The organism is Pseudomonas sp. OV226 (assembly GCF_003148705.1).
Lineage (GTDB): Bacteria > Pseudomonadota > Gammaproteobacteria > Pseudomonadales > Pseudomonadaceae > Aquipseudomonas.
Map to the genome: position 1 here is coordinate 1 of NZ_QGGS01000010.1, position 17,454 is coordinate 17,454.

Sequence of the window (17,454 nt, forward strand, 5' to 3'; positions counted from 1 at the left end):
GCTACGTTGTTCATGGCAATGATCTCCGATGAGCCCCCTGTGAAAGCTTAGTGGGCGATCACAGGGGGCAGCGGGGGTAGCCATTTCATTAGGGGACTGTGTTTACCGGTCGACTTTATGTCTGGCCGCGTACAAACACAGCATTTCCATCGCCAATGTCGCCGCCGCCAGTGAGGTAATGTCGGCGTGATCGTAGGCCGGTGCGACTTCCACCACGTCCATTCCTACCAGATTGATCCCGCGCAACCCGCCCAGAATCTCCAGCGCCTGCACCGTGCTCAAGCCACCGCACACCGGCGTCCCGGTGCCCGGGGCGAACGCCGGGTCGAGGCAATCGATATCGAACGTCAGGTACACCGGGTTATCCCCTACCCTCGACCGGATCGCCTCGACGATCGCTTCGCAGCCCTGGCGATGCACCTGACGCGCATCCAGCACCTGAAAACCCTGGTGATCGTCGTTGGTGGTGCGCAAACCGATCTGCACCGAGCGCGATGGATCCACCAGCCCTTCCCTGGCCGCATGCCAGAACATGGTGCCGTGGTCGACCCGCTTGCCGTCCTCGTCCGGCCAGGTGTCGCTGTGGGCGTCGAAATGGATCAGCGACAACGCACCATGCTTGCGCGCATGGGCCTTGAGCAGCGGATAGGTAATGAAGTGGTCCCCGCCAAAGGTCAGCATCGCGCTGCCGCTGTTCAATATGTGCTCCGCGTGGGTCTCGATGCTTTCCGGGATCGTGTGTGGTGAGCCGTAATCGAAGTCGCAATCGCCGTAGTCGATGACAGCCAAGTGATCGAACGGATCGAACGTCCAGGGCCAGTGACGTTCCCAGGCAATCCCGGTCGAGGCCGCCCGAATCCCGCGTGGCCCGAAGCGTGCGCCGGGACGGTTGCTGGTGGCGGTGTCGAACGGGACACCGCTGACCGCGACGTCGACACCGCGCAAGTCACGGCTGTAGCGACGGCGCATGAAACTGGTGATGCCGGCGTAGGTGCTTTCGGCGGCAGTCCCATAGAGGCTGTCGCGGGTCATGGCCTGGTCGTTTTGCATCGGGACGTCCATGGTGATCTCCTTTTTATTATTGATGGCTACGGAACGTGGTCCACAGACGCGTGCGCTGGCGCAGATCCTTGAGGCTCATGCTTTGGTCGGCGTACAAGCGTTCGCGCATCTCGGGCAACGGAAAGATGTCCGGGTCGGTGCGCACAGCTTCATCCACCAGCGGCGTTGCCGCCTGGTTGGCCGTGGCGAAAAACAGCGTGTTGGTCAGCGCCGCGACGGATTCGGGGCGCAACATGAACTCGATAAATGCCCGGGCAGCTTCAGGGTGCGGTGCGTCCTTGGGGATCGCCAGGTTGTCCTGCCAGACCAGCGTGCCCTCCTTCGGAATCCGGTAGACCACTTCGAACGGTTTGTTGGCCTTGTGCGCCTGATCGGCCGCCATGCTGGCATCACCGTTGTAGGTCAGCGCCAGGCAAACGCTGCCATTGGCCAGATCGCTGATCTGCCGGCCGGTGGCGACGTACAGCACATTCGGTTGCAATTGATGCAACAACGCCTCGGCGGCAGCCAGATCCGCCTTGTCGGTGCTGTAGGGATCTTTACCCAGATAATGCAGCGCCAGGCCGATCACCTCTTGCGGCGAATCGAGAATGGCGATGCCGCAGTCTTTCAGTTTGCTGGCGTATTGCGGATTGAACAGCAGGTCCAGGCTATTGAGCGGCACGTTTGGCAAACGCTGCTGAACCGCTTGCACGTTCATCCCCAAACCCAATGTGCCCCAGGTATAAGGCACGCCGTAGCGGTTACCGGGGTCGACGGCCGCGAGTTTCTCCAGCAAATCGGGGTCGAGGTTAGCGTAACCCTTCAGGCCTTCATGGAGGATTTCCTTCAGCGCCCCTGCCGCCAGCCCACGGGCCAACACGCTGGACGATGGCACCACCACGTCATAACCGCTGCCGCCGGTCAGCAGCTTGGTTTCCAGCACTTCGGAGGAGTCGAAGGTGTCGTAGCGCACGTGAATACCGGTTTCCTGCTCGAACCGCTGCAAGGTTTCGGGCGCCACGTAATCGGCCCAACTGTAGAGATTGAGGGTCTTTTCCTCGGCCTGTGCCGAGGCGGCCATGGCGAGGAACAGCGCGGGTAAACACAACTTGAAGACGGGAACCATGACGAGCACCTGACCAGGGGAAGTGGATGCAGCGTGCGCGCTCGGATACATTGGCGAAATACCAAGTTTGTTAACCTGACTTTATGGCGGAGTAATGTTTGATGCTCGGGCAACTTCACGACCTCGACCTGCAACTGCTGCGCCTGTTTGTCCGTGTGGTGGAGTGCGGCGGTTTCAGCGCGGCCCAAGGTGAGCTGGGTTTGAGCCAGTCGAGCATCAGCCAGCAAATGGCCAGGCTCGAAACCCGGCTCGGTTATCGCTTGTGCAGTCGTGGCAAGGGCGGGTTCAAGATCACGCCCAAGGGTGAGCAGCTGTTGACCGCGACGCGCGGGTTGTTTGAGTCCATCGAAGCGTTTCGTCATCAATCCAATGGCGTGGCGGGCCGATTGATCGGCGAAGTGCGCCTGGGCCTGTCCGAGGCCCTCGATCAATCGGTGCTGCAGCGGGTGGCCGATGCGATCCGACGCTTTCGTGAGCGAGACGAATCGGTGCGCATCGAGTTGATCAGCGCCATGCCCGGCGAAATGGAACGCCTGCTGCTACAACAACGACTTGACCTGGCCATCGGCTATTTTTCACAGGTGCAGGGCGCCTTTGACTACCGCGAACTGTTCACTGAAACCCAGCACTTGTATTGCGCCGCCGGCCATCCGTTGTTCACCGATGACGCGCCGAGCGACGACGCCCTGCACGCCTGTGACCGAGTCGATCACCCCTACCGTTTTTTGCGCAGTGACGAGCCGTTTCAAGGCAAATTGTGCTCGGCGCGCTCCGAGCAAGTCGAAGGCACCCTCGCCTTCATTCTGTCGGGCAAACACGTGGGCTACTTGCCTGATCACTTTGCCCGCAGCTGGGAAGACAAAGGTTTGCTTCGCGCCGTGCGAGAAGGTGATTTGAGCTTTGAGGTGGCGTTCCACCTGGCCCGTCACCGCGCCGTGGTACCGGGCGATGCGCAGAAGGCCTTTGAAGAAGACCTGCTCGCTGCATTTGAATGAATTCCCAGCGATGATCGTTCCCACGCGGAGCATGGGAACGAGAAAACCCGACCTTTCAGGCAGTTATTGTGCGTTGCCCTCGCTGTCCGCTGCTGGCATCCTGCGCCTCCATTTTCCGACCCGGCCCGCCTTTTGGCACGCAAACCATCATGACCGCCTCTGAAAAAGCCCCCGCCTCGCGCAACAACGACCTCATCTATGGCCTCAACGACCGCCCGCACCTGACCGCGACGGTATTCGCCGCCCTGCAACATGTGTTGGCGAGTTTTGTCGGCATCATCACCCCGACCCTGATCATGGGCGGTGCGCTCGGCCTGCAAAGTGAAGTGCCCTACCTGATCAGCATGGCGCTGTTCGTTTCCGGCCTGGGCACCTTTGTCCAAGCCCGGCGCTTCGGCCCGGTCGGCTCCGGCTTGCTGTGCCTGCAAGGCACCAGTTTCTCGTTCATCAGTGTGATTCTCAGTGCCGGGTTCATGGTCAAGGCACGGGGCGGCGGCACCGATGAAATCCTCTCGACGATCTTTGGCGTGTGCTTTTTTGCGGCGTTCATTGAAGTGGTGCTGAGCCAGTTCATCGGCAAACTGCGGATGCTCATCACCCCGGTGGTGACCGGCACCATCATCACGCTCATGGGCTTGTCGCTGATCAAAGTGGCCATGACCGACATCGCCGGCGGCTTCGGTGCACCGGACCTCGGCGCGGCCAGCCACTTGGCGCTGGCGGCCCTGGTGCTTGGCACAATTGTGCTGTTGAACCGGGTCGATGTGCCGTTCCTGCGCCTCGGTGCGATCGTCATCGGCCTGACGTTGGGCTATGTCGTGGCCTGGCTGATGGGCGACGTCAGTTTCGCCAGCCTGCCCGATGTTCCGCTGATGAGCGTGCCGGTGCCGTTCAAGTACGGTTTTAACTTCGATTGGGTCGCGTTTGTGCCGGTTGCGGTGATTTTCCTGGTGTCGCCCCTGGAAGCCGCCGGTGACCTGACCGCCAACTCGATGATTTCCCGGCAACCGGTCAAAGGCCCGGTTTACATTCGCCGGATCAAATCCGGCCTGCTCGCCGATGGCCTCAACTCGGCCATGGCGGCGGTATTCAACAGCATGCCGATGGTCACGTTTGCGCAGAACAACGGCGTGATCCAGCTCACCGGCGTCGCCAGTCGTTACGTGGCGTTTTTCATCGCCGGTTTGCTGGTGCTGCTGGGGTTGTTCCCGATGATCGGCGCGGTGCTGCAACTGATGCCAAAACCCGTGCTTGGCGGCGCCGAGCTGGTGATGTTCGGCACCGTGGCAGTGGCCGGGATCAAGATTCTCGCCGAAGCCGGCCTGCATCGACGCAACATGCTGATCGTGGCGATATCCCTCGGCATGGGCCTGGGTGTGGCGGCGGTGCCAGAGGTGTTGCGCGAGTTACCGATGGCGTTGCACAACATTTTTGAATCGCCGATTACCGTCGGGGCGTTGTGCGCCATCGTGTTGAATATCTTCCTGCCCGAGGAGTTCATCGAGCTGGAAGAAGACGATTTCGACCCGGAAGCCTCGATCCTTCAGGTCATGGAAAACCCCGATGTTACGAGGTGAAGCGCACGCCGGGCTTAGGTCGTTCATCGACGGTGAGCTCAAACACATCCGGGCGCGCATAGTGCCCGACCACGTCGTATTCATATCGCGCGCGGATCAAATCGTCGGTGTCGATATGCGCCGTGAGCAAACCGGCGCCGTCACGCAGCGGCCCGGCCAGGATATCGCCCATCGGGCCGACAATGACGCTGCCACCGGCAATCAGTGGCCGATCCGCCGGCCAGTTGGCGATGTCCACGCCCAAGGCTTGCGGTGAATCCTGGACCTGGCAAGCGCTGACCACAAAGCAGCGGCCTTCATGGGCGATGTGACGCATGCTGACTTGCCACATCTCGCGCTCGTCCACCGTCGGCGCACACCACACTTCGATGCCTTTGGCGTACATCGCCGTGCGCAGCAGCGGCATCATGTTTTCCCAGCACACCACAGCGCCGATGCGCCCGACCTGACTGTCGATCACCGGCAACGTCGAGCCATCGCCCTTGCCCCAGATCAGCCGTTCGGTGCCGGTGGGCATCAACTTGCGGTGTTTAGCCACGAGCCCGGCCTGCGGGTCGAAATACAGCGCCGTGCAATGCAGCGTACTGCCTGCGCGTTCAATGACGCCGACCACCAGATTGGCCCCGGTACGCGCCGACAAACCGGCCAGGGCTTCAGTCTCGTCGCCAGGTACATCGATGGCGTTGGCGAAATAGCGGGCAAACGCCTCACGACCTTCCGGCAACCGATAGCCCAATTGCGTACCAAACCCTTCGCCCTTGGGGTATCCACCCAGCAATGCTTCGGGCATCACCACCAATTGGGCGCCGGATTCGGCAATGGCGTTTTCCCAGGCAAGAATCTGCTCCAGGGTGTCGGCCTTGCCACCGGGCAAGGAGCCGATTTGCAGCGCGGCAACAATTGACTTGGGCATCGCAGTGACTCCATTGGCATCAGGTGTTGCTCATTCTCCGGCGCCACGGGATCATGAATAAAGCCCGATTCGCTGCTGAATGATATGAACCCTATGAATATCGCCACCGTCGATCTCAACTTGCTCAAAGTCTTCGAAGCGTTGCATGAGGAGTCCAGCGCCAGCCGCGCGGCCTTACGCCTGGGCGTGACGCAATCAGCGGTCAGTGCCGCGTTGCGTCGACTACGCGAGGTGTATGGCGATCAATTGTTTGTGCGCACCGGACGTGGACTGGCACCGACGCTCAAGGCCAACCAACTGAAACCGGTGGTCAGCGACGCCTTGAACAAATGCCGTCAGAGCCTGGCCATGGTCGATCCGGCGGCCAATCATTACGAAGGTCGCTCCGTAACGGTGGGGATGTCGGATGATTTTGAAATCGCCTATGGCCGGCGATTGATCGAAGAAGTTGCGCGTACAGCACCGAAGCTGCGGCTGATCTTCCGGCAAACCCACAGCCAGATCGTCGCCCACGCGTTGATGGATCGCAGCATCGATCTGGCGATCACCGCCGGTGGATTCGCCGAACGGTTGCTCAGTCGTCAGGTATTGGGTGAAGGCGGATACAGGTGCCTGGTGGATCGCGCCAGCCTGACCGAAGGGCAATCCATCATCAGTCTTGAGGAGTTTGTTGCCCGCGATCACATCCTGGTGTCGTCCGGTGGTTTTATCGGTATCACCGATGAAGGGCTGGCGGCACTGGGGCTCAGTCGGCGGGTGTGTGCGTCGACTACGCACTTTGCCGCGTTGCCCCATCTGCTCAAGGGCAGTCAGGCGGTGGCGACCATTCCGGCGCACGCCGCGCAAAGCATCGCGGCGCTCAGTGGCCTGGCGTTGCTGCCCTGCCCTTTGGCGTTGCCGCGTTACCCGATCGAACTGGGCTGGCGTACCAGCACTCAGCTCGACCCGGTGGTATTGAAAGTGCGTGAGGCGATTGTCGCGTGTTTTGCCTGAAAAACGGCCTTACTTGTTGGCGGCCATGAGGCGGTTGACTTCACTGCGCACCATGTTGGCGTATTCCGGTGGTGACATTGCGTCGAGTTCGGCCCGGACCCACTCAGCCCACTTGCCTTTACGCTTGGCGCGCTCACCGAACAACCGCGCGGCCTCACCCTTGGATTTGCCCAGGTTGCTTTGCCAGAGGTCGAACAGACGGGATTTTTCATCTTCCAGCGCCGCGCGCTCGGCGAGGGGTTTGTCGGCCAGATTGAAGCTCATGGGAATTTCCTGCTGCGTAAAATAGGCGACATCTTACACTGTAGGACGAAATGTCCGACTCGGGATTTTCCATCCTGTAGGCTCATCGGAAACATTCACTGCAACTTTTTCGTTGCCGCCAGACTCCATTGTTCACTGTCCACTTACCTGCAAGGAGTACCTCAATGGCTCGCAAAACCGCCGCACAATTGGCCGAAGAGCAAATCAAGGACCTGGCATTCAGCGAGCTGGCAACGCTGATCGAAGAGTCGGAAAAGCTGCTCAACAGCAGCGCCGCGCTGGTCGGCGATGACGCAGAGACCCTGCGTGAGCAAATCGCCTTGAAACTTCAGCAGGCACGGGACTCCGTCAGCCGTGCGCGCGACCGGGCCCAACCCGCCGTCGACGCCACCGAAACCTACATTGGTGGTCACCCATGGCAAACCGTCGCCATCTCTGCCGGGTTCGGGCTGGTGGTCGGATTGTTGTTGGGTCGACGTTAAACGGTGCTGGGTTAAACAGCAAAAAGGCGAGCATTGCGCTCGCCTTTTTCATGCCTGCCTTACACAGGTTTGTAGCAGCTGGCGCAGCCTGCGTCCGGCTGCGCAGCAGTCGTAAATCCTATACACGCGGATGTCCTGAAACACCGTATCGTTTGATTTTACGACTGCTGCGCAGCCGGACGCAGGCTTCGCCAGCTGCTACAGGATTGTAGTTTCCTTGTTACTGCGCGAGTGCTCGCAGGTTCGCCAGCGTCTCGGCGTCCAGCGAAATGCCTTGAGCAACGGACTTGGCCCGTTGCTGCTGGCGTCGATCACCCGGAAGGCGCTTGAGGCCCACGCCGTGCATCTGCCGCACCAGTTCCTGACTGCGTTCGGCAAAATTTTGCCCGGCCGACTTGCTTGGATCGATCACGATCAGCAATTGGCCAGTCCAGGGAGTCTTGGCGCCCGGGTGATTAGACCAATCGAACTCAAAGGAAAAATTGCCGCCAGTCAGCGCTGCCGCCAACAGTTCCACCATCATCGACAGTGCCGACCCTTTGTGCCCGCCAAAGGGCAGCAATGCGCCGCCTTCGAGAATCGCTTTCGGGTCCTGTGTTGGCTGGCCCAGACTGTCCACGCCCATGCCCGCCGGCAAGCGCTCCCCCTTGCGTGCTGCAATCTGCACATCGCCATGGGCAATGGCACTGGTGGCAAGGTCAAAGACAATCGGCTCGCCATCGGCCCGGGGGGCGGCGAACGCAATCGGGTTGGTGCCGAACAGCGGACGATCGGCGCCGTGCGGCACCACGCAGGTCATGCTGTTGACCACGCTCAGCGCCACCAGCCCTTCATAGGCAAAGGGCTCGACGTCCGGCCACAAGGCGGCGAAATGGTGCGAGTTGCGAATCGCCAGCACCGCAATGCCGGCGCGGCGGGCCTTTTCCACCAACAGTGCGCGTGCCGCCGCCAGCGCCGGTTGGGCAAAACCATTGCCGGCATCGACGCTGACGAACCCCGAGGCAACGTCTTCTACCACCGGCACGGCCTGGCCATTGACCCAACCGCTTTTCAGGGTCGAGACATAACCGGGAATACGAAACACACCGTGGCTGTGAGCACCATCACGCTCTGCGCCGGCGCAGTTGCGGGCCAGGGTACTGGCGACCTCGGCAGAGGTGCCGTGGCGTACAAAAATCTGTTCGAGCAATTGAACGAGCGCGTCGAAATCGAGCGTTTGGGTGTTCGAACTGACGGCCATTTCGGGCGATGCGGTCATCTGAAGCTCCAGTTTTATTATTGAGTACGGGCAACAGGGTGAAACAAGGTTGCAAGGCAACCCAAAAGAGTCACCGATTAAGCGCTGCTGTACCGGCGTCCTGTCAAGCCTCGGCCACCTGATTGGTTCAAGCAATATGTACCGCACGCAACCTGTCGACTGACCGTATCGTTTTTCCTCCAGCCAATAGTCAGCGATTGCCAACCGATCGCGGCAAATCGAGGAAGAACGATGATTGATCCCTCCGCCCCTTATTTTTTCGACGAGGCAGAACGCGCCTCCTCCGCCCGCCAGCCCGGTGACCGCGAAAAAGCACTGAACTTCACCCTTGACGACCTGAAGTGGTTGAAGAACGTGTATTTGGCGACCGAGGTCGCCCGTATCGCGCAAAAAGACCCTATGCACGTTTACCTGCTGCTACTGAACAGGCCGGGCACGCCGGATATTCCATTGGCTGGCACTTTTGCCATGAGTCGCCCGGATGATGGCGAAGTCACGCTTTACACGCCGTGGAAAGGGTTGGTCAAGTTCGCGGACATGGACGACCTCAAAAGCAAGCTCAAGGAATGGCTGGCGTCGAACCCTGGCAAACGTGAGTTGTTACGCTTTCTCACTATCGATCAACGCCGCGCGCTATCTGCCACCGCGGCAGCTGATATTTCCACGACAGAAATCCCGGGCGCGGTGTTTCAAGACCAACAGGTCCGGCTTGAACGCAACCAGGAACAGAACATCCAGACCATGATGGACCAGTTGCTCAACCTGCCAACGCTGCAATCAATGCTCGATGACACATTGAAAAACGTGTTGCACAAACCGTTTCCGGCCCTGGACCAGCGTCTGACGCGACTGAAGAGTTTTGTCAGTACCCCTTCGGCCTTCGACGAACGTGAACCCCGGCACACGATAACGTCGCTATCGCTCAATGACGCCCTCCTTCACTTTTACCTGACCAACCAGTGGCCTGCGGGCGACTCCAGGCTCTTTGCCCATCCCGGACACGGCCTGAGCAGCGATGCCGATAACCTGGCGTGGGAAAGCGCGGTAAAAGAAATCGCCCACAGTTTCACGCCTCACTTGCACAGCCAGCTCGATGTGTTCTGGAACACCGCCATGAGCAATGGTCTGTCGCGGCGGGCGTTTTTCAGCGAAGGCTTGCGCGATACGTTCCACCATAAGCTTCTACTCCAGCGCCAGGAGGGCACGTTGACGACGCAGGAGTACCTGCAACTGATGAACCTCAGCCTCGCGCCCACGGATGCTCTGAGCATTGAAAAAGTGCGGGTGACCGCCCCCTTCAAGCATTACGTGGAACTGGCCTCGGCCTTGATGATTGGAGGCGCCGACACATTGGCTTTTCTGTACACCCCGTCTCGTGGCATTGAAGCCGCTGACACACTGTCGGCAGTCAAAAAAATCGTGCTGAACATGCTCAAAAGCGAGGGATATGAAGACACCTTGCTCAACTTCATGTCGCTGGAGGAACGCACCACGTTTCTGGGCCTGCCGCCCGATGAACGCTTGATTGAAGGCGCCCCCGTCGTGCAGCCGGCATTTGAAGACATCATGACCACCATCATCGACAAGCAACGCGACAACCTCAGTCATGCCTTGAGCCGTTACCGCGAAAGCGAAGGCACGCTGTCGCCCTATGCCTTGCTCGATAGTGCACTGGATGTCCGTGGTCTGATCGACGACCGCCTGCTGGCCTTCGACGCTGCCGGCCGCTGGAGTACACGGGTCGATCAGCGCTGGAGTGCTCAACCGGTGACCGTACGAGCCGAGTCGGCCAAGGAAGGGCTGGTGCGGCTTGATTCGGTTGCGCAGGCGCTTGATCAACTCCTGGACAAGCATCCGGCCATTCCCCCAGGCCTGCGCACCCTCACCCAGGTACAGAGCCTTGTCAGTTCGTCCGTGGAGAACTTGCAATCAAGTTTTACCCAGACCCTGTCAACGGCGTTGCGCACTGAGTTGAACCTGCGCACGGTCGCAAGGACCTTGGGATCGGCGGAACAGGCCATCATCAAAACCGTGCTCGACAGCCCGGTGCATTTGCAGCGAGCCGCATTGAACGGTTTTTTGCCGCAGGTGTTTTCCCTGGCGTTGCAGGCAAGCGGCGTGGCCGCCCCTCTGAAACTGGCCAGTTGTTTTGTGCTGACCGAACGCGGTGGCCTGGACCCGAAGCATTCGGGCAAGGCCATCTTGTGGACGCCGGCATTGGGATTCGAAGCCTTCGAGGCACTGCCTCCATTACATGCCGAGCTCGATCATCGCCTAAATGACGACACGTTGCGCTTGACCCTTTTGGAGAACCTCAGCCGTAGCGAACGATTACCGGGCAGACGTTACACACGTGCGCCACTTCAGCAGATACACGGGCATTTTCTCGATCACCTTCAAAAGCCCCATGTCCATCTCGACCAGACGTGTATCACTCGCGCATTGGCCACGCCACTTCCCTCCGCGCCACTGACCGACCTGCTGAACCTGGTGGCGTTACGACAGCCGCTGACGGGATTGCGCCGTGCGACGGAGATTGCCCTGTCACTGACGACTCAACAAAAACTGCCGGCATGGCTGGCCAAGGCGTCCCTTAAAGATCTGGTGCTGCACGGGGAACTGCTGCAGCAATACCTCGATTGCGTCAAGGACGACCAGGATTACCTCACGGGCCTACAGTCACTGCAGCGCACGGCTCACGCTGAACTGGAAAAACAACTCAAGACAGACGATTTCAATATCGACCCGGACAAGGTCCTGATCCGGATCAGCGCACGCCCCACTTCGTCGCCCCGTACTCAAACCCTCACCGACTTTGCATTGACGCCTTTCAAGGAACTGGACCAGGCCCGATTCAATCTGGAATCGCTTGAGAACACCGTGATTCCCAAGGAGATGGACGAGCGCTACATCAACGAACTGATACGAAACCTGAAATCGGGTGAGCAACAGCAGAAAATACTGAACGAAGCCCTTGCAGACACCCCGGCCAATGCCGATCGCAGAAAACGCTTTTACCGACAACTGCCCTGGCAACTGATGCATTACGCCCACACGGAAAAACTGCAGGAACGCCTGAGTGAATCGGGATTTGATCTGGTCCGGCAAATCATGGACATGCCCGACGCCATCGCCCGCGCGGCAGTCGACGGTGCCCATGCAATCATTCGTCCGCTTGAATTCCTGGGGATCAAGCCGGCACAGACGATCAAGGTTGCGGGTGTCTACTTGATCGGTTCGGCAACAGATAGCGCAATGCCCCAAGTCCTTGTCGCGCCACACAGCCCACTTCACGGGATCAAGGAATATGAAAACGAAGGGCAACTGCTGGCGGAGTTGAAAGCGCGGGGACCGCTGCTCGACTGGCTACTCACACACCTGCCGCAACCCGACCGGACACTGCTGGAATACCGGATGGCAATCACTCACAACCGTGGCACTCGAGCAGCAACGTCTTCCGAACCCCGCACCAGCGAGGTAACACTGGCGTCCAATCCGATCAATGGGCACCTGTTCAGCCAGTTGTTCAATGACAATGCGGCGCTGTTGGGTCGATTGCTCGGTTGTCAGGCCGACGACAAAAAACACGGTGAATGGGCGACCATCAAGCACGTGCTGAGCGAAGACCTGCACGAGACCGTCTCGTTTTTCATGGGAAAACTCACTTACCCCATCACCGTGTGGCGAAGTTACCGCGACATCAAGCAATCCGCTGAAGACCTTCAGACGCATAAGTGGGGCGCGGCGATAAGAGCGTTCATCAGCGGCATTGCTCAACTGGCATCGTTACGGCAATCGCAGGCGTTTCAAAGCAAGATACCTTCGACGCCGGACTCCACTGTGCCGCAGGCGCCCGCCCCCGAATTCAAATGGCATGACGTCGACATCACCGGCCCTGAACGCACGCACTTGAAGCGCCATGAAAGCATCGAAGTCGACCTGGGTTCACTGACCCTGGACGCATCGCGTGGACTGTATACCCATCCAAAAACCGCAAAACATTACGCCCCCGTTGAAGGAAAGGTGTTTGCGGTCGCCAGGCATGGCACTCGCTGGCGCATTGCAGGTAACCAGATCCGTGGCCCTCTATTACTCCAAAACACAGCGAAACAATGGGGCCTTGACCGAAAAACGTCACAGCCCCACTTCAGCCTTCTCGACCGATTGGATACGGCCATGGCGGTGTGGGGCGGCATGAACATCGACGCCAGTGGAATGGTGCAAATCCGACAAAGGTTTCCGTACAAGGCGCGTCAGATCGAAGAGGCACTGGACCAGGCCACTACCTATGCCTGGACCTGCTTTCGCAATCTGCACTTGCTGAAGAATTCCGAAGAGACCCAGACCCCGGTTCATCAGATCGTCACCGACTTTATCGGCATAGAACATGTATTGCCCGCGCACGTGGAACAGTTGGAAAAAACCGTGACCGAGGTGTTTGCAGCCTTGCTCGACCCCACGCTCAGGAAGCCCGACTCCGATCGTTTTGTGGTCGGCCGGATGGTCGCCGGCGCGGCGGATGCGTTTGCCTTCATCGCGCCGAAGGATGCGAAGCGAAAGCTACACCTGGTTGAAAAGTTCTTCAGTCCCGGCTTCGAACACTACCGCCAGCACCTGCGCGACAGGCAATTCCCTATCGGTGCCCATAGCCGTGCGATGACGATTATTCATGAGCTGTCACACATCGTCTGCAAGGCTGAAGACATTGCCTACCTCGATGTCAGCCGCCCATTCGCGGATCTGATAGGGACGTCCACCACGATTGCCAAGATGCTCAAAACCGCGTTGTCCGAGGCTCAAAGCACCGGGCTTTCAATCAAGACACCCTATACCCAGCTATTCATGACCCCAGACCCTGATACCGGCGAGTGGGAGGAACTGGGTGATACGTCTCATGAAGATACTCAGCGGGTCAAAGATCATGTTTTAAAGTTGACCGGCGCAGAAAACCTCAGCGGCGCCCGTCATACCTTCAAGAAAGATCCCCTGGTCCGGCTTAAGGTACAGCTGAGCAACGCCGACAGCATCGCCTGGTTGATCGGTCATTTGGGACGACAACTTCACGTCAATGCCCCCTGACCTGAAAAACTCAAATGATAGTTAATTGCCATGACGGCAGTTAGAATGCCGGAAATCAGGACGAGTCAATGACCGACAATTCTCCATTGCCAGCCAAATATGACGCGATCACCGATGCCGCAGCGCACTGGTGCTTGCGTCTGCACGCTATCGACTGCACGGCCCAGGAGCGGGTCGCCTTCGAACAATGGCGTGACGCTCATCCGCTGCATGCGATTGAGTACGAGGCCATGCTGGAGATCTGGGAGGTCGCAGGGGAGTTACCGCGCGCCAAAGCGGACGACCCCGCTGCTCGCTCCAGACCCGCCATGCCGTGGCGCCGTGTCGGCATCGCCGTCGCGTTTTGCGCAGTGGTGCTGCCGCTCGTGGCTTTCAGCGGCTGGAACTTGGGGTGGTTCCCTGATTCGTACCAGCACTTTGAAGCCAGCGACACGGTCCGTCAGGTCACCCTGAGCGACGGCACCCAGGTTGAACTGAACCTTGGCAGTGAGTTGACGTTCAGCCACTACAAGGATCAACGTCGGGTGACGTTGAAAAAAGGCGAAGCCTTCTTCAGCGTCCACCCTGACACGGTGCACCCGTTTGTCGTCAAGGCCGCCAGCGGCAGGATTCGGGTGACCGGCACCCGATTCAATGTCTGGATGTACGAAGATCAGGTCCGTGTGAACCTGATCGAAGGTTCGTTGCTGGTCACCAGTAACGATGACCTTCCCGGCAATGGTTTATCTCTGGGGCCCGCCATGCAAGCGCGCTACAGCGAGGGCGACTACACACCGCAAATCAGTCAAACCTCTTCCGGCGATAATGCCCTGGCCTGGCGCAGTGGCAAACTCATCGTCGATGATCTGGCGCTCATCGATGTCTTGCCGCTGATCAATCGTTACCTGAGCAAACCCGTCACGGTGGCCGATCACCGCACCGGCCAGATCCGCCTTGGCGGTATCTACAACATCAAGGACCTGAACAACCTGGTGGCATCTCTGCCCAAGGTGCTACCGGTTTACCTGACCCGAAACCAGGACGGTAACCCGGTCATCAATTCCATTCCGCAACAAGCCCCCAAAAGCTGAAGGCCGCAATCCTGTGGCGGGTGTGGTCGCGCCGGGTTGACCCTCCAGGCGCACTTTTTGGAGTGCGGCACAGAATCCTCGTGCGAAAACAAAAGACAAAAAAGTGACCCGGCAACGGCATTCCAGATGACCGTCATCACATGCCACTCACATACTGCCGACAAATTTTCTACATTCCGGCCCTCATTATTTGTCGTGCTCGTTCAACTCAATGAATGAAAGCACCCATCACATTTCCTGGCCGGTTCGGAAAAGGAGTTTTTGCATGTACAACTCGCATCTGCCAACGGACGGTAGCAACGCGCCCACAAGCCCAGCCATGGGCACCGCAATTTTCGAGCAACGCGGTGAGCACCATGTCAATGAACGGATCAGATTGCTGCTTAAAAGCTTTGGCCTGCGAACCAGCCTGATTCGCCTGAAAGTGATCGACGCCTTGCTGGTCGCCGCCGAAAACGAACGCAGCCTTGGCGTGCGCGGTGTACATAGCCAGTTGATGGACCTGGATATTCCCCTGTCCTTCCTCAGTGTGCGAGAAGTGTTGAAACGATTGTGCAGCGAAGGCGTGATCATGCTCAATCCGGACAAAAGCTACAGCCTGCATCCGCACGCCATAGCCATGCTCCATCGCGAGCCCTCAGCTCAAGATGCATCGCTCAAGGCTTGACCTTGCGACGCATCACGCCATTGATCACCACCACGATCACCGCCACACCGATGGCGATGTACTGAAACACCTTCTCAGTGATGACACCTTCATTTTGCAAATACGAAAGGCCGAACATGATCCCCAGCACGACCAGAGAGATCAAAATCGAGTATTTCAAACGTTGCGATTGAGTCATTGCCAGTTCCTGAACCTGTAAAAGTATCCACTTTGTATCCGAATGCATGCCAACCCCCTACCTTTCTGCGGGGATGATGCGCTGCAAACGGAGTCTCATGTTACAGCCGATGACGAGTTTTGGCTCCATAGCGGCGTAACCATGAGGATTTTGAAATGTTTCGTCGAATCACACAGCTGATTCCCCTGCTTGCACTCCTGGCCTTGAGTGGCTGCATCGTTTTCCCCCATGGTGGCTGGCACGGCGACCACCACTATGACCGTGGCGGACCCGGTTATTATGAACATCGCTAACTTCCGAATGACTCAAAGGGCCAACCTTATTCACTTTTATTTGTAGGAAACTTCCAAAAAACACTTAACTAGTGCCCGCCCCTGCTGCGGGCATTTTCATTAGTTTTGCACCCCCTTCAAACACTTGTACCAGCATCGAAATATAGTGAATACCTTTGAAACACCGGGTCTCATTCATTGATTAGAACCGCCCCTACTCAATGACTACTCTTGTCGTGCAAAACGATAGTCCGTTAATCAACTTACAGCGAAACAGGAAAACCATGCACAGGCCTTTGATAAACATAAGCCCGTATCATTTGCTTGGCTTTTGCTTCGCAATAACATTATTCGAACTACTCACTTATATGGCCAGTGACATGATCATGCCCGCCATGTTGACCGTCACCCATGAACTGAACGCCAGTGCCCGACATGTTCCTTTTGCCTTCAATCTGTATTTGGCGGGAGGCATACTTTTGCAATGGCTTATCGGGCCTCTCTCCGACCACTTCGGTCGCCGAAAAATGTTACTCATCGGCTGTGCGGTATTCGCTCTGGCGTGTAGCGCTGCCTTCGGTGTGCAAAGCATTTATGCGTTCAACGGATTACGCCTGATCCAGGGCATGGGCCTGGGGTTTGTCATTGCTGTCAGCTATCCCGCCTTGCAAGAAGTGTTCTGCGAAGCCGACGCGGTAAAAATCATGGCGTTGCTGGGCAACGTGGCACTGCTTTCTCCCCTTCTTGGGCCGTTGCTTGGCAGCCTGCTATTAGAGTGGCTGACGTGGCGGGAGCTGTTTTTACTGTTGGGAATCGGTGGCGTAATGGTCTGGTCGGGGCTTTACCTGTTCATGCCGGAAACCGTGGGCACATTGCGCCATGACGGTGTGCGCCTGGTGGCTGTGCCGTTTGAATGGCGCGGCACTGTTCGTCGCTATGCGGCGTTGCTCACCAACCGGCGATTCCTGAACGCCACTGTCGCGCTGGGTATCATGAGCCTGCCCTTGATTGCCTGGATAGGGCTGGCACCGGTGTTGCTGATGCAGAACCTGAAGTTATCACCGCTTGAATACGGACTGTGGCAGATCCCGGTATTTGCTGCCGTCATTGTCGGCAACCTGATACTCAACCGATTGATCGCCAAGACTGACATCCCACAGTTGATTCGATACGCGCTCTGGCCGTTGTGCGCAGGGCTCATCGCATTGGTCATCCTCAGCGCCTTCGGTGCGTCGACTCCCTGGTTGATCGCGTGCCTGGCGCTATACGCCGTCGGCCTGGGCATGAGCAATGCCGCACTGTATCGCCTGGCGTTATTTACCAGCGACGACAGCAAAGGCCTGGTCTCGGCCATGGTGGGCATGCTCTCGATCATGGTCATGGGCAGCGGCGGGTCAATCCTCGCAGCCGCCGGCGCCGGCAACAGCCATGAATCCTTCTCCCTGATGGCGGGTATCGCGGGGCTCCTGTGCCTATGGCCCCTGCGATTTCTTTTCCGGCGCAACGCTGTCGCGATTGCCGCCTGATCCCTGAGCA

At 58.4% G+C, this 17,454-nt stretch carries 14 protein-coding genes; 8 read left to right on the forward strand and 6 right to left on the reverse strand.

The window, feature by feature from the left end; translation table 11 throughout:
- Nucleotides 1–102 precede the first annotated feature (102 nt).
- Together speB and C7534_RS17215 are read right to left on the reverse strand one after the other, a co-directional pair.
- The gene (speB, locus tag C7534_RS17210) at nucleotides 103–1,062 is read right to left on the reverse strand and encodes an agmatinase (RefSeq protein WP_109786458.1); all 960 of its coding nucleotides are present in this window, start codon (nucleotides 1,060–1,062) and stop codon (nucleotides 103–105) included.
- Nucleotides 1,063–1,078: 16 nt separating this feature from the next.
- Nucleotides 1,079–2,170, reverse strand: coding sequence for a polyamine ABC transporter substrate-binding protein (locus C7534_RS17215; RefSeq protein ID WP_109786459.1), 1,092 nt, complete (start codon nucleotides 2,168–2,170; stop codon nucleotides 1,079–1,081).
- A gap of 101 nt (nucleotides 2,171–2,271) precedes the next feature.
- Between C7534_RS17215 and C7534_RS17220 the strand changes: the two genes are divergently transcribed.
- Both C7534_RS17220 and C7534_RS17225 read left to right on the forward strand, forming a co-directional pair.
- Entirely contained in the window at nucleotides 2,272–3,165 is an 894-nt protein-coding gene (locus C7534_RS17220) for a LysR family transcriptional regulator (protein ID WP_077432111.1), read from the forward strand.
- Nucleotides 3,166–3,314: 149 nt separating this feature from the next.
- Entirely contained in the window at nucleotides 3,315–4,742 is a 1,428-nt protein-coding gene (locus C7534_RS17225) for a nucleobase:cation symporter-2 family protein (RefSeq protein WP_109786460.1), read from the forward strand.
- Here the strand turns inward: C7534_RS17225 and C7534_RS17230 are convergent.
- A complete protein-coding gene (locus tag C7534_RS17230) occupies nucleotides 4,732–5,655 on the reverse strand; it encodes a carbon-nitrogen hydrolase family protein (RefSeq protein ID WP_109786461.1) in 924 nt (307 codons plus the stop codon). The two genes, C7534_RS17225 and C7534_RS17230, sit on opposite strands and share 11 nt — an antisense overlap.
- A gap of 84 nt (nucleotides 5,656–5,739) precedes the next feature.
- On the opposite strand from C7534_RS17230, the gene C7534_RS17235 reads away from it, so the two are divergent.
- Nucleotides 5,740–6,648 carry a LysR family transcriptional regulator gene (locus tag C7534_RS17235; protein ID WP_109786462.1) on the forward strand — a complete coding sequence of 303 codons (909 nt, stop codon included), beginning with the start codon at nucleotides 5,740–5,742 and terminating at the stop codon, nucleotides 6,646–6,648.
- 9 nt (nucleotides 6,649–6,657) lie between these two features.
- Here the strand turns inward: C7534_RS17235 and C7534_RS17240 are convergent, their stop codons facing one another.
- On the reverse strand, nucleotides 6,658–6,912 hold the full coding sequence (locus C7534_RS17240; RefSeq protein WP_109786463.1) for a hypothetical protein: 255 nt from the start codon (nucleotides 6,910–6,912) through the stop codon (nucleotides 6,658–6,660).
- A 164-nt stretch (nucleotides 6,913–7,076) separates the two neighbouring features.
- On the opposite strand from C7534_RS17240, the gene C7534_RS17245 reads away from it, so the two are divergent.
- Nucleotides 7,077–7,394, forward strand: a complete 318-nt coding sequence (locus C7534_RS17245; RefSeq protein ID WP_046033073.1) for a DUF883 family protein — start codon at nucleotides 7,077–7,079, stop codon at nucleotides 7,392–7,394.
- A gap of 220 nt (nucleotides 7,395–7,614) precedes the next feature.
- On the opposite strand, the gene C7534_RS17250 is transcribed toward C7534_RS17245, so the two are convergent.
- Nucleotides 7,615–8,652, reverse strand: coding sequence for an Ldh family oxidoreductase (locus C7534_RS17250; protein WP_109786464.1), 1,038 nt, complete (start codon nucleotides 8,650–8,652; stop codon nucleotides 7,615–7,617).
- A 231-nt stretch (nucleotides 8,653–8,883) separates the two neighbouring features.
- Between C7534_RS17250 and C7534_RS17255 the strand changes: the two genes are divergently transcribed.
- The 3 genes from C7534_RS17255 to C7534_RS17265 all read left to right on the forward strand — a co-directional run bounded on the left by C7534_RS17255 (nucleotide 8,884) and on the right by C7534_RS17265 (nucleotide 15,468).
- Nucleotides 8,884–13,731: a dermonecrotic toxin domain-containing protein gene (locus C7534_RS17255; protein WP_109786465.1), complete on the forward strand. Its 4,848-nt coding sequence runs from the start codon at nucleotides 8,884–8,886 to the stop codon at nucleotides 13,729–13,731.
- 68 nt (nucleotides 13,732–13,799) lie between these two features.
- Complete coding sequence (locus C7534_RS17260; protein ID WP_109786466.1) at nucleotides 13,800–14,801, forward strand: FecR family protein; 1,002 nt, start codon at nucleotides 13,800–13,802, stop codon at nucleotides 14,799–14,801.
- A 265-nt stretch (nucleotides 14,802–15,066) separates the two neighbouring features.
- Nucleotides 15,067–15,468 (forward strand): fe2+ zn2+ uptake regulation protein, encoded by a 402-nt coding sequence (locus C7534_RS17265; protein WP_046033069.1) that lies wholly within the window; start codon nucleotides 15,067–15,069, stop codon nucleotides 15,466–15,468.
- On the opposite strand, the gene C7534_RS17270 is transcribed toward C7534_RS17265, so the two are convergent.
- Nucleotides 15,458–15,646, reverse strand: coding sequence for a hypothetical protein (locus tag C7534_RS17270; RefSeq protein ID WP_109786467.1), 189 nt, complete (start codon nucleotides 15,644–15,646; stop codon nucleotides 15,458–15,460). The two genes, C7534_RS17265 and C7534_RS17270, sit on opposite strands and share 11 nt — an antisense overlap.
- A gap of 556 nt (nucleotides 15,647–16,202) precedes the next feature.
- Here C7534_RS17270 and C7534_RS17275 point away from each other — a divergent pair.
- A complete protein-coding gene (locus C7534_RS17275; RefSeq protein WP_109786468.1) occupies nucleotides 16,203–17,444 on the forward strand; it encodes an MdfA family multidrug efflux MFS transporter in 1,242 nt (413 codons plus the stop codon).
- Nucleotides 17,445–17,454 lie beyond the last annotated feature (10 nt).